At 69.2% G+C, this 12,555-nt stretch carries 11 protein-coding genes; 10 read left to right on the plus strand and 1 reads right to left on the minus strand.

Features of this window, described 5'->3' with window-relative positions; all coding sequences use genetic code 11:
* Positions 1-42 precede the first annotated feature (42 nt).
* The 4 genes from ABD324_RS18365 (at position 43) to ABD324_RS18380 (ending at position 4,670) form a co-directional block, all read left to right on the plus strand.
* Positions 43-807 (plus strand): SDR family NAD(P)-dependent oxidoreductase, encoded by a 765-nt coding sequence (locus tag ABD324_RS18365; RefSeq protein ID WP_344418253.1) that lies wholly within the window; start codon positions 43-45, stop codon positions 805-807.
* Between the two features lie 2 nt (positions 808-809).
* Positions 810-1,844, plus strand: coding sequence for a hypothetical protein (locus tag ABD324_RS18370; protein ID WP_344418255.1), 1,035 nt, complete (start codon positions 810-812; stop codon positions 1,842-1,844).
* A 256-nt stretch (positions 1,845-2,100) separates the two neighbouring features.
* Complete coding sequence (locus tag ABD324_RS18375; protein ID WP_344418257.1) at positions 2,101-3,144, plus strand: ABC transporter substrate-binding protein; 1,044 nt, start codon at positions 2,101-2,103, stop codon at positions 3,142-3,144.
* Positions 3,145-3,959: 815 nt separating this feature from the next.
* Positions 3,960-4,670, plus strand: a complete 711-nt coding sequence (locus tag ABD324_RS18380) for a hypothetical protein (RefSeq protein WP_344418259.1) — start codon at positions 3,960-3,962, stop codon at positions 4,668-4,670.
* 254 nt (positions 4,671-4,924) lie between these two features.
* Here the strand turns inward: ABD324_RS18380 and ABD324_RS18385 are convergent, their stop codons facing one another.
* Positions 4,925-5,719: an IclR family transcriptional regulator gene (locus ABD324_RS18385; RefSeq protein ID WP_344418261.1), complete on the minus strand. Its 795-nt coding sequence runs from the start codon at positions 5,717-5,719 to the stop codon at positions 4,925-4,927.
* A gap of 171 nt (positions 5,720-5,890) precedes the next feature.
* Between ABD324_RS18385 and ABD324_RS18390 the strand changes: the two genes are divergently transcribed.
* From ABD324_RS18390 to ABD324_RS18415, 6 genes are all read left to right on the plus strand, one after another.
* The gene (locus ABD324_RS18390; protein WP_344418263.1) at positions 5,891-7,252 is read left to right on the plus strand and encodes an LLM class flavin-dependent oxidoreductase; all 1,362 of its coding nucleotides are present in this window, start codon (positions 5,891-5,893) and stop codon (positions 7,250-7,252) included.
* Entirely contained in the window at positions 7,249-8,601 is a 1,353-nt protein-coding gene (locus ABD324_RS18395) for an acyclic terpene utilization AtuA family protein (RefSeq protein ID WP_344418265.1), read from the plus strand. Before ABD324_RS18390 ends, ABD324_RS18395 begins: the two co-directional genes overlap by 4 nt.
* The gene (locus ABD324_RS18400) at positions 8,598-8,909 is read left to right on the plus strand and encodes a DUF4387 domain-containing protein (protein ID WP_344418267.1); all 312 of its coding nucleotides are present in this window, start codon (positions 8,598-8,600) and stop codon (positions 8,907-8,909) included. The genes ABD324_RS18395 and ABD324_RS18400 overlap by 4 nt, the downstream gene beginning before the upstream one ends.
* Before the next feature lie 39 nt (positions 8,910-8,948).
* The gene (locus tag ABD324_RS18405; RefSeq protein WP_344418269.1) at positions 8,949-10,325 is read left to right on the plus strand and encodes an MFS transporter; all 1,377 of its coding nucleotides are present in this window, start codon (positions 8,949-8,951) and stop codon (positions 10,323-10,325) included.
* On the plus strand, positions 10,322-11,713 hold the full coding sequence (locus ABD324_RS18410; protein ID WP_344418271.1) for an MmgE/PrpD family protein: 1,392 nt from the start codon (positions 10,322-10,324) through the stop codon (positions 11,711-11,713). The genes ABD324_RS18405 and ABD324_RS18410 overlap by 4 nt, the downstream gene beginning before the upstream one ends.
* A 63-nt stretch (positions 11,714-11,776) precedes the next feature.
* A partial coding sequence (locus ABD324_RS18415; RefSeq protein WP_344418273.1) for an AMP-binding protein occupies positions 11,777-12,555 on the plus strand: 779 nt, incomplete at its 3' end.

Consider the following 12,555-nt stretch of genomic DNA (forward strand, 5'->3'; position numbering starts at 1 on the left):
GGCCGGCCGTCGGTCGGCTGACATCCTGGAGCTGGAGATGATGTGCTAGACGGTCAGGTTGGGATCATCACGGGCGGCGCCTCGGGAATCGGGAGAGCATCGGCGAAGGCGTTCGTGGCCGCGGGCGCGTTCGTCGTCCTCGCGGACGTCGACGAACCGGGTGGGCGCGAAGTCGTGGATCAGATCGGACACGATCGCGCGGTCTTCCTTCGGTGCGATGTGACTCGGGCGAGCGATGTCGCCGCCGTAGTCCGCGCGGCGGTGGACGGTCACGGACGGTTGGACTTCCTGCACAACAACGCGGGGATCACCACCGATGACCTGTGGCTCGACACCACCTCCGACGACACCTGGGACCGCGTGATGTCGATCAACGTGATGGGCCCGTGGCTCCTTCTGCGCGAAGCCCTAGGACCGATGCGAACCGGGGGTGGCGGCGCCGTCGTCAACACGACCTCGGTCGGTGCCGCATCGGTCGTGCCGGGGCGGGGCGCGTATTGCGTGTCCAAGGCAGCACTGGCCATGCTGACCCGTGTCGCGGCCTATGAGAACGGCAGTCACAACGTGCGGGTCAACGCGATCGCCCCCGGCACCGTCGACACCCCGATGACCGCCACCCTCCCGCACGGTGCAAGCACCTCGTCCGGACCTCCACCGACCGGTCGCCGGGGCCGCCCCAGCGAGGTGGCAGCGGCTGCGGTGTGGCTCTGCTCGGACGAGGCGTCCTACGTGAACGGTGCGACGATCACCGTAGACGGTGGTTGGACCACCGCAATCGCGGCTCGAGCCGCAGCGGCGGCATCGTGAGCGTGCGCGACATCCAGGGGGTCGGTGTGGGCGGAGAATTCGAGGGCGTCGGAACGTTCAAGGGCATCGTGCGGGGCCCTGTGAATGCGGAGAAGATCGCACACGTGCCCGGCACTCCATGGATCATCACGAGCGGTGAGCCGAGCCGGAGTGTGCCCTATGGGCGGCTCTATGCCGTGGACACCCGTGACAACAGCGCACAGGAGGTGTACCCGTATCGCTCTTCGACTCGTCACGACCCCGAGACGTTCGGAGCGACCCCTGATGTACTTGACCCTCTGGTTTTCGCACCCCACGGGCTCGATGTCTCGGCGCTCGAGGACGGTAGTCATCGGCTGTACGTCGTGAATCACGGCGGCCGCCAGTCCGTCGAAGTCTTCGACGTGGATCTCTCCGAGAGGAGTCCGTCCCTGGCATGGCGGGGCGGAGTGATCCTCCCGCGCGGCACGTGGCCCAATGACATTGCGGCACTCACAGACGGTGGCTTTCTGGTGAGCAGCACCGTTGATCCGGATGTCGACGGCGTTGAAGGCGGGATGGCGCGGATGTTCGACGGAATCGAGAGTGTCGGCGCGGTCGAGTGGCACAGCGAAGGCGGGTGCGCTGCAGTGCCCGGCAGCACCATGGCCGGGGCCAACGGGATTCTCGTGTCTGAGGACGCAGAGCGGATCTTCATCGGTGGGTGGCGGGACGGGAATCTCGTACGGCTCACTCGGACCCACGGATCTACGACTGTCGACTCCATAAAGCTTGGGATCCTCGTCGACAATCTGACCTGGTCACCTGACGGATCAATCCTGGCGGCGGGAGCGTTCGGCACCACACCGTCCAAGATTTACGACGCGTTCAGGGCGGGAGACACCTGCTTCTTCCCGTGCAAGGTCCTGAGAATCGACGCCGAGACGCTAGAGATCTCGACCGTTCTGGCTTTCGACGGCTCTACCTATGGACTCTCCACCACAGGACTCGTGGTCGGTCATGAGATATGGGTCTCGTCCGGGCGTGCAGCCGGGATCGCGCGATTCGAAGCCGAGTAGCAGCACCTCTTACGACCTCTGCCGATGCCGATCGAAACTACTTACTCTTCCTGCTCGAGGCAGAGGTGATTGCCATCGAGAAAACCCGAGTCAAAGGAGACTATAGATGAAGATCGTGAACATGAGTAGGACGCCCGGTAAGGCATGGCCGTCATTGACCGCCACGAGCTTGCTCGCCCTACTGGTACTCACGGCTTGCGGATCGGGCAGCGGAGCCGACCCGGTGGATGGCGGGCTTCCGCAGACGATCCGCATCGTGTCCATCAATCCCGAGACAGGCCCGTTCACCTATGCCGGGTTGGGTGCCGAGGAGGGGTACAAGGTCGCGACGAAGGAGATCAACGACACCCGGTTCTTCGGCGACTCGACCCTGTCGGTGACCTACGAGGACGACAAGGGAGAACCGGTCACCGCGGCCAACAAGCTCAGCACCGCGGTCAGCGACCGCTCCATCCCGGCAGTGTTCGGATCTGTGGCTTCGCCAAGCGCGCTGGCGATGTCGCCGATCGCCCAGAAAGCTGGGCTGCCGATCATCTACACCCAGGCCGGCAGCGACGGGGTGGTGGTCGGTGACTACACCTGGCGGGCCACACCCTTGATGATCTCCTTCTATCCGATCATGAAGAAGTTCGTGGCCGAGCAGGGCTGGAAGTCCCTCGGCATCATCTACACGACCTCGTCCCCGACCCTCGCCAAGATCGGGTCGACGGTCCTCCCCGACCTCGCCAAGGAGCTCGGCATCAACGTCGTGGCGTCGGTCGGCACGACGCCGACCACGCAGGACTTCTCGGCGCCGATCGCGCAGATCCTCGGAGCGAAGCCGGACGGTGTGGCACTGATCCAGAGCGGTGCGTCCAACGTGACGGCGATGACCCAGCTCCGGCAGGCCGGCTACACCGGGCCGGTGCTCGGCAACTCCGCTGCTGGGGCCGGAAACCTCACGCCGGCTGGCCCCGACGGGGCCGGGATGGTGTGGCCGACGGACTTCTCGTCGCTGGTCTCGTCGCCGGGGAGCGAGAAGTTCTCGGGTCTGTACCGGCAGATGTTCGGCAAGGAGCCCACGAACTATGCCGCGGAGGCCTACGACGCCGCCTGGTTCGTGGCGCGTGCGATCAAGGCGGCCGGGTCGACCGACCGGGCGAAGGTCAAGGACGCGATGGTTGCCGCCGGGAAGGAACCCATGTCCGGTGCTCTGGGTGACCAGCTCCGCTGGGTCGACGGCACCCTGCAGGCCCCCGGTGTGGTCGTCGAATGGACGGGCACGGCGGAGAAGCTCCTCTACAACGGCAAGGACGTCTGAACCTGCGAGCCACGAGATCCGCGACGCGCGGAGGGGCAGACCATGCAGACGGCGATGCGGGCCATGGCGTCTCGCCCGGTCTCAGGGGGAGGCGCGCGTGCCATCGATCGGCTGGCGTAGGCGGGAGATACTCAGGGCAGTCAGCTCACTAATCCTCTCGGCGCACAGGAACTGATCACTGGATGGCGGAGCTGACGAAATGCGGCGTCCCCCGCCGAGTGCACTCAGAACCGATGGCCTGAACGGTCGAGAGCGGCCCAGGCGAGTTGCTCCCGCAGCCCAGCGGTCTCGGCTCGATCGAGGCTCTCCCACCGGCTCGGTCTCCGAACTTGCCGTACGGCAAGCGCTGTCGCGGGCCTGGCCATCATCTTGGGCAACACCCGGACGATGCGTTCGGCAGCGTCGAGCAGGTCGCGTTCGACTCGACAGGAGATGTGACGGCAATCCTCGACAACCCACAGCCGCTCGGGCCCGGACTTCTCCGCCCAGGTAAAGGGCCAGATGGTCGGCAGTGGTCGTGCAAAGGTTGCGCTCGCCGAGCTTGTGGCCGACATCGTTGACGACGACAACGATATGACAGTGCTGTGTGCCTCCCTTCCGAGGGCCACCATATGGCGATCTCTTCCCTGCCTTCCGAGGTCGGTGCGACAGGACCGGTCAGCGGGAATAGTTCAGGTGGGCGGTGCCACGCTCCTATCAAGCCACGCCGGTAGGTCCAGCTGGCTCGTCCGGTTCCACAAAAGGACCAGGCTACGAACGCCACAAGGTGGTGGAGCGAACCGGACGAGCCAAGATTACACTTGAACTGACCAAAGGTGTGCGGCCCAGCCCCTGGTGAGGAGGGTGGCGCGGACGACAATGACGGCGGTCGGCTCGACGCCGACAGGCTGCCTCTGCCGCGCGCCGACGGCGACCGCAAGGCCTTGCGGATCCTGCTCGGTGCCCGTCGCGAGCTGACGACCTACCGGAGGCGGATGATCATCCGGCTCCGCGCCTTGCTCCTCACCGGAGACGACTCGGACCGGACTCTCGCGCGCGGTCCGATGAGTCCGCCGCGGCTGACCACGCTCGCTCGTCGCCGCGGAATCCGGGGCGAGACCCGTGAGCAGGCGGTGCAGCGCGCTAAAGCACATCGCCTGGCACTAGCAATCCGCGACAGTGGAATCGAGCTCAAGGACAACAAGACGCAACTCCGCGAGCTCGTCGGTGAGCTGGCACCGGCGTTGATGGACAAGGTCGGCGTCGGGCCCGTCAGCGCGGCCCAGGCGATCGTGTCGTGTCGCACCGAGGCCGCTGCCGCGACGACGCCGCCTTCGCCGCCCTGGCCGGAGCGAGCCCGCTCCCGGCCGGCAGCGGTCGGATCGTCCGACATCGTGCTGACCCGATGGCGGATCTGTCCGCGCACCCACGCCTCCATCGCGAAACGCCGCGCCGAGGGCAAGGCCGACAACGAGATCCGACGACTGCTCAAGCGCTACATCGTCCGGGAGATCTATCGCTGTCTCCAGACGGAGATCGCCGCTTGACAACACATAGAAGCGTCTTCTGAAGACCCTTACAGCACAGCGGACGTTGATCATGCGATGACGACCATCGACAGCGAGGATGGTCGTGGCGCCACCGGCCGGGTCTGCCCCAGGTACCGATTGGCGCAGACGTCGTGGACAGGACGTCCGGGTCCGTGCTGAACCCGGTCGGCCCGGACGGCGAGCCCTCGGGCTCCCGTCCACCGCCTTCTCGGACTCGCGACCGTTGCGACACATCGCGCTGTAGCGAACGGTCACGCCTGGCTTTGAAGCACGTTCTGGATGGTTACGTCCAGAGACTCGAGGCGAACCGAGGAACTGGGACCGAGGACGGTGGCGAGGCGGGGGCCGAGCTCAGCACAGGCGGCGAGCAGCGGCCTCGCGAGGCGGCCCGGGTCGGGCAATCGGGAGGGGGCTCCCGCGATGGCGATCGACCCCAGGGCGTGGCCCGAGTCGGGGTCGAGCAGCGGTGCCGCAATGCCGTTGAGCTCCGGGTGGTTGGCGGACTGCGAGGTGGCGTACCCCTGACGGCGGATCTGCGCGAGATGGTCGGGCAGGTCGAGCCGCACGACGCGGCTCTCGCGGCCGAGGACGATGTCCACCTCCGGGGTCGGGAGGTAGGCGAGGATCGCCGTCCCCCCGCAGCCCGAGGTCAGTGGCGAGCGTTCGCCGATGGCTGCGATCCGGTGGGTGCTACCCGGGGGATCGGCGCGGAGCACGAGAACGCGGTGAGCCCCGCTGCGCAAGTGCAGGCTCGCGGTCTCGCCCGCGTCGATGGCGAGGCGGACGAGGACCGGCAGAGCCCGCTGGACGAGAGCCGGGCGCGGCCCGACGAGCGACGCCAGGGCGATGGCGCGGGCGCCCACCCGGTAGCCGCTACGCCCGATGTGGTCCACGTAGCCGTTGTCCTGTAGGTCGCGTAGGACCCGATAGGCCTTGGTCTTGGGCAGACCGGCGTGCTCGGCGATCGTCATCAGCGGTGCCGGCTGCTGGAGCCCTGCGAGGGTCTCGAGGATCCGCAGGGCGCGGATGTGTCCGCCCTCGGTCATGGCTCGGACCCCTTCGTGTTCGGTTGCACATTCTGCACCTTGCGTTGTCGAGAGTAGCGGACCTCACCCACCATCGTCCGTATCGGAGACGACGCGAGCAGCGGCGCTCCCTCCCCCAGGACGACAGCAGCGTGTGCATCGACGCATGCCCGAGCGGACGAGGACTGTCCAATGTCGACGAATCGCGGATTCGCGCTCATCGCGTTCCTACAGGCGCAGAACTGCTCGAACTACCCCGGCTCGTGGCGGGCCGCCGGCTCGAAGGAGGACTTCCTCACTGCCGAGTACTTCGCCCGGATCGCCCGCACGCTCGAGGACGGCCGGTTCGACATGGCCTTCTTCGACGACCGGCTCGCGATGCCGGACATCTACGGCGGCAGCCACGAGATCGCCGTCCGCCACGGCATCCGCACGGTGAAGCTGGACCCGACCGTCGTGCTGATGACGATGGCCGCCGCGACCCGGCATCTCGGCCTCGGCGCGACCTATTCGACGACGTACTACGAGCCGTACCACGTCGCCCGGCACTTCGCGACGCTGGACCTGATGACGGCCGGGCGGGTGGCCTGGAACATCGTCACCTCGCTCAACGACTCGGAGGCCGCGAACTTCGGCCGGGTCGGGCACCCCGAGCACGACGAGCGCTACGACCGGGCGGACGAGTTCGTCGACGTCGTGACCCGCATGTGGGGCACGTGGGACCGGGATGCGATCACGGTCGACAAGCGGACCGGGCAGTTCGCCGACCCCGACAAGGTGCACCGTCTCGACCATGACGGACGCTTCTTCTCCACCCACGGCACCTTCACCGTCCCGCGCTCGCCGCAGGGACAGCCGGTCCTGCTGCAGGCGGGTATGAGCGGTCGCGGCATGTCGTTCGCCGGCCGATGGGCCGACGTCATCTTCACGGCCTTCAAGACCGAGGAGGCCGGCGTCGCGAGCTATCAGGCTCTGCGCCGGGCCGTCGAGGACGCCGGTCGCGACCCCGACTCGGTCGCGATCACCCCCGCGATCTCGATCATCACCGCCGAGACCGCCGAGCTCGCCCGGGAGAAGCACCGCCTGCTGTCCGGGCTGGCCCGCACCGAGGACGGTCTCGCCCTGCTCTGCGAGGTGCTCAACACGGACTTCTCGAAGCGCCCGCTGGACGAGCCGTTCGGCGACGCCGAGCTCGCCGCGATGTCCTGGCAGAGCCTGCGCGACCGGGTCATCACGTTGTCCGGCAAAGAGAACCCGTCCGTGCGGGACTTCGTGAACAGCTCCGGACGTGGCACGCTGGCCGAGACCCCGACCATCGTCGGTACCCCCGATCAGGTCGCTGACACCCTCGAGAGATGGCAGGGCACCTGCTGCGACGGCATCGTCCTCACCGCGGCGAGCGTCCCCGGGACCTACGACGACTTCTCTCGGCTGGTCGTGCCCGAACTGCAGCGGCGCGGGCTGGTCCGCCGCGAGTACGAGGGCACCACCCTGCGGGACAACCTCGGCCTGAGCATTCCCGAGCCGGCCCGCAGCCTGCCCGTCACGGCATGAGTCCCACGCGGATCCTCACCCCGACCGGGATGCTCGGCTACGGCTACCCGGAGGCGGACTTCCGCGCCGTCGTCGAGTCGGGCGTCGACGCCATCGTGGTCGACTCCGGCTCGACCGATCCCGGCCCCTCGATGCTCGGCCTCGGCGACACCCTCGTCACCGAGGAGTCCTACACCCGCGACCTGCGCCCGATGCTGCGCGCCGTCCACGAGCACGCGATCCCGCTGCTGATCGGATCGGCCGGCGGCGCGGGGACCAACGCGCAGGTCGACGGCATGGTGAGCCTGATCGACCGGATCGCGGCGGAGGAGGGCATCTCGTTGCGGGTCGCGGCGGTATACGCCGACGTCCCCGCCGACGTGGTGCGGGACCGGCTCGACCGCGTGGAACCCGATCCCCGGGGTGAGAGACCGACTGTCGCGGACGTCGACTCGTGCACCGCCATCGTCGCGCAGATGGGGGCAGAACCGTTCACGGCGGTCCTTGACGGCCCCGACCCGGTCGACGTGATCGTGGCCGGACGGGCCTACGACCCGGCTCCGTACGCGGCGTTCCTGGAGCGCCGCGGGGTGGCGGAGGGGATCGCTTGGCACGTGGGCAAGATCCTGGAGTGCGGTGGTGCGTGCGCCGAGCCCAAGGGCGGTGGCGTGCTCGCCACCGTCCGGGGGGACTCGTTCGATCTCACGCCGATGGGCCCTGGCCAGCGGTGCACTCCGCTGTCGGTCGCCGCGCACACCTTGTACGAGAAGTCGCGGCCGGACCTGCTCCCTGGGCCCGCCGGACTGCTCGACCTGCGGGGGTGCACCTACACCGCGCTCGACGAGCGCACCGTCCGGGTGGCGGGCAGCGTCCACGTACCCTCCGCGCGGAGGACCGTGAAGCTCGAGGGCGCCGCGATCGTCGGGCACCGGTGTGTGTTCGTCGGCGGGGTGCGCGACCCGATCCTGATCGGCCAGCTCGACGAGTTCCTCGCCCGCGTCGAGGAGCACGCGGGTGTGCTGCACCCGGAGCTGGCGGCGGGCGAGGCGTCCGTGGTCTTCCACGTCTACGGCCGCGACGGAACAATGGGCGAGTGGGAACCACACCCGGTCCCCGGACACGAGGTCGGGATCCTCGGCGAGGTCCTGGCGGCGACACCGGCCCTGGCCAAGGCGATCTGCACGAGCGTGCGGGTCGGGGTGCTGCACCTGTCTTACCCGGGCCAGAAGGCCACGGCGGGCAACCTCGCCCTGCCGCTCACCCCGCTGGACAACCCCATCGGTCCGGCGTGCGTGTTCGCTCTATATCACGTCATGGACGCCGAAGGGCTCGACCTGTTTCCCGTTGTCCACCGGAAGGTCGGCGCATGAACACCCTGGCGGAGCTGGCGAGCGTCGTCCGCAGCAAGAACGCCGGGCCCTACGAGATCACGCTCGACGTGATGTTCTCGGACCGGGAGACCTATGCCCGGGTCCGGGACAGCGGCGTGCTGACCGAGGCACTGGTCGCCGAGCGGTACCGGGTGCCGGTCGACGACATCCGGGTCTGCATGTTCTTCGAGCCCGCGCTCGCCTTCAAGACCACGATCCTGCGCCGCGGCGCCCAGGGCGGTCCTGGCGAGCGCGACACGTTCGGCGCGCAACAGCACGGTCCCCTGCTCGACATCCGGATCCCCTGACCGACCTCCCCCACCCCCACCGGCTCGAAGGAGAGCACGATGGACGACACCATCGACCGCACCTCTGCGGACCACCAGTCCGCCGCCGGCCGCCTGGCCGCACGGCTCGAACGGCTCCCGAGAACCACCCGGTCCCACCGGACCTGGATGATCGTCCTCGGCGTCCTCTTCATCTGCGACCTGGTCGACACCAACGCCCTGGCCTATGCCGCACCGGCCATCCGGGCGGAGTGGAGCCTGTCGGTCGCCCAGGTCGGGCAGCTGACCTCCTACACCTTCCTCGGCATGTTCGCGGGTGCCATTCTCGGTGGCCGGCTCTCGGACCGCATCGGCCGCAAGAACACCGTCATCTGGTCCACGGTCCTCTACTCGGTCGCGTCGTTGCTCTGCGCCGTCGCACCGAACCTGGCCGTGCTCGGGATACTGCGGGTCGTCACCGGCATCGGTATCCAGGCCGTCACCGGCGTGCTGATCGTCTACGTCGCCGAGATGTACCCCGGCGTCAGCCGCGGGAAGTGCCAGGCCCTCATGCTGGGCATCGGCCTGCTCGGCGTCCCGCTGGTAGCCGGTGCGTCCCGGCTGATCGTGCCGCTCTCGGCCGACGCCTGGCGCTGGGTGTTCGTCTTCGGCGCCATCGGCATCGTGCCCGCCGTCGTGGCCAGGTTCATCCTGCCCGAGTCGGTCCGCTGGGCGGCCGTCAACGGCCGGGTCGACGAGGCCCGATCCACCGTGGAGCGGCTGGAGTCCCAGCTGCCGGGTCCGCTGCCCGAGGTCGTGGAGACCACCGCGATCCGCGAGCACAAGAAGGCAACGGACCTGTTCGCGCCCGGCATGCGAAAGCGCACGATCGTCGCGACCCTGACGCTGGTATTCGCCGTGCTGGGCTTCTACGGCTTCAACTCCTGGGTGCCCACCCTGCTCGTCGAGAAGGGCTACTCCACCGCCGAGGCGCTGACCATCACGACCATCTTCTCGATCGCCCCGTTCGCCGGCGCACTCCTGGGCGTCCTGCTCAGCGACCGGTTCCAACGGCGCACCACCATGCTGGTGCTCACCTCGGCCGTCGCGGCGCTGATGCTGGTCTTCGCGTTCACCGGCTCCTACTGGGCCCTGGTGATCAGCGGCTTCGGGGTCACGCTGCTGCTGCAGACCAACACCGCCGTGCTCTACGCCTACCTGCCCGAGGTCTTCCCGACCGCCCTGCGCGGGCTGGGCGCCGGGTTCGCCAACGGCCTCGGCCGCCTGGGCGGGTTCGGCAACGCCTTCCTCATCGCCGCGATCGCTGCCGGTCTCGGCTTCGGCGGCGTCTTCACGACCACCGCCGTGTTCATCCTGCTCGCCGGGCTGACCGTCGGGCTGTTCGGCGAACGCACCCGCGGCCGCCGCCTCGAGGAGATCGGAGAGAACGCCTCATGACCGACACCGCATCCACTCGCATGGCACGGTGGGCGACCGGGCTGAGCCTGACCGACATCCCGGCCCATGTCCTCGACGCCGCCCGCGACCACCTGCTGGACTCCCTGGGAACAGGGCTCGCCGCGGTGGGTTCGGACTTCGGCGACGCCGCGCACGCCGCGGGCATCCGCCTCGGTCAGGGCGCCGAGGCCCACGTCCTCGGCTACGGCACCGCCCTGCCCGCGGCGTCGGCGGCGCTGGTCAACGGCACCCTGATGCACGGGCTGGACTTCGACGACACCCACATCGGCGCGATCTACCACGCCACCAGCCCGGCGCTCGCGGCGGCGCTCGCCGTCGGCGAGGCCGAGAACGCCGACGGCGACGATCTGTTGCTCGCCTTCGTGATCGGCCTCGAGGTCGGCTGCCGGATCGCCGCCGCGGGGGCCGGCGAGTTCCACGGCCGCGGCTTCCACCCGACCGGTATCGCGGGCACCTTCGCCGCCGCCTGCGTCACGGCCCGCCTCCGCGGCCTCGACGCGGAGGTGCTCACCAGCGCGCTCGGGATCTGCGGCAGCCAGGCCGCCGGGATCCTGCAGATCCAGGGCTCCTGGCTCAAGCGGATGCACCCCGGCTGGGCGGCCCACTCCGGCATCGTCGCCGCGACGATGGCCGAGGCGGGCTTCCGCGGCCCGGCGGAGGTGTTCGAGGGCCCGCGCGGCCTGTACGCGAGCCACCTCGGCCACGTCCCGGACGACCTGGGGCTCGACGACCTGGGCGAGCGCTGGTACACCCCGGAGATCGCCCTCAAGCCCTACCCGTGCTGCCACTTCATCCACGCCTTCGCCGACGCCGCGTTCGCGGTGCTCGACGAGCTCGGCGTGGACCGGATCCGCCCCGAGGACGTCGACCACGTCGTCTGCCCGGCCCCGGCGGAGGTGATCCCGCAGGTCTGCGAGCCGGTCGAGGTGCGGATCGCCCCGAAGTCGGTCTACGACGCATTGTTCAGCGTCCAGTTCGTGGCGGCGACGGCCCTGGTCAAGCGGCGCGTGGACCTCGGCACCTTCTACGACGAGCCGCTCGACGACCCTGCGGTGCTCGCCGTCGCCGCGACGGTCACCTGTCCGCCCGACCCGAAGAGCGACTACCCGACGCACTTCCCGGGCGAGCTCGAGCTGCACCTGACCGACGGGCGCGTCGTCGCTCACCGTGTCCCGGCCAGCCACGGCACCCAGGAGTGGCCACTGACGTCCGAGGAGGTCCGGCGGAAGTTCCTCGGCAACGCCACCCGCACCGTGCCACAGGCGCAGGCGGACGCCGTGGCCGACGCCGTCGCGAAACTGGAGTCCGCGGGGGCGGTCCGGGCGATCATCGGGCAGACGCGGCGGGTCGAGAACACACAGGCATGATCGGACGCCCGCGGGATGGACACGCCCCGCGGGCGTCCTCGGGACCGTTCCACCGGAGTCACGATGACGAACCTGGCCGCACATCTCCTCGCCACCGCCCGCGCCTGGCCCGGGCAGGCGGCGATCAAGCTGGACGACCATGTCCTGACCTATGCGCAGCTGCACGCCGCGGCGGCCGCCGTGGCCGGCGACCTGCGCTCGCGCGGTGTGGAGCCGGGCGACCGGGTCGGGCTGGTGCTGCCGAACGTGCCCGCCTACCCGGTCCTGTTCTACGGCGCGCTGCTCGCCGGGGCGGTCGTCGTCCCGATGAACCCCCTGCTCAAGTCCCGCGAGGTCGAGTACTACATCGGCGACTCGGAGATGACGCTGATCTACGGCTGGGACGGCTCCGGGGACGTCGTGCCCGAGGCCGCCCGCGCCCGGGGCATCACCGGCGTCGTCGTGTCGGCGGTCGGACCCGCCGAGCTCTCGGGGACGCCGATCACCGAGCCGGTCGACCGGGACGACGAGGACACGGCCGTGATCCTCTACACCTCGGGCACCACGGGGCAGCCCAAGGGCGCCGAGCTGACGCACCACAACCTGCGCTCCAACGCCGCGCTCACCCGCGAGACGCTGATCGAGATCGGCCCCGACGACGTCATCATGGGGTGCCTGCCGCTCTTCCACGTCTTCGGTCTGACCTGCGGGCTCAACGCCGCGGTCGCCGCCGGCTCCTGCCTGACGCTGATCCCGCGGTTCGACCCGGCCAAGGCGCTCGCGGTCGTCGGCCGGGACAAGGTCACGGTGTTCGAGGGCGTGCCCACGATGTACGCGGCGATGCTGCACTCCGCGGACGCCGA

Source organism: Pseudonocardia ailaonensis (assembly GCF_039531635.1).
GTDB classification, from domain to species: Bacteria; Actinomycetota; Actinomycetes; order Mycobacteriales; family Pseudonocardiaceae; genus Pseudonocardia; species Pseudonocardia ailaonensis.

What these genes read in the sequence shown, in the direction of transcription:
- ABD324_RS18385 (WP_344418261.1), bottom strand. Translation starts at nt 5,719, where the DNA reads ATGACCGAGGGCGGACACATCCGCGCCCTGCGGATCCTCGAGACCCTC.
- ABD324_RS18390 (WP_344418263.1), top strand. Translation starts at nt 5,891, where the DNA reads ATGTCGACGAATCGCGGATTCGCGCTCATCGCGTTCCTACAGGCGCAG.
- ABD324_RS18395 (WP_344418265.1), top strand. Translation starts at nt 7,249, where the DNA reads ATGAGTCCCACGCGGATCCTCACCCCGACCGGGATGCTCGGCTACGGC.
- ABD324_RS18400 (WP_344418267.1), top strand. Translation starts at nt 8,598, where the DNA reads ATGAACACCCTGGCGGAGCTGGCGAGCGTCGTCCGCAGCAAGAACGCC.
- ABD324_RS18405 (WP_344418269.1), top strand. Translation starts at nt 8,949, where the DNA reads ATGGACGACACCATCGACCGCACCTCTGCGGACCACCAGTCCGCCGCC.
- ABD324_RS18410 (WP_344418271.1), top strand. Translation starts at nt 10,322, where the DNA reads ATGACCGACACCGCATCCACTCGCATGGCACGGTGGGCGACCGGGCTG.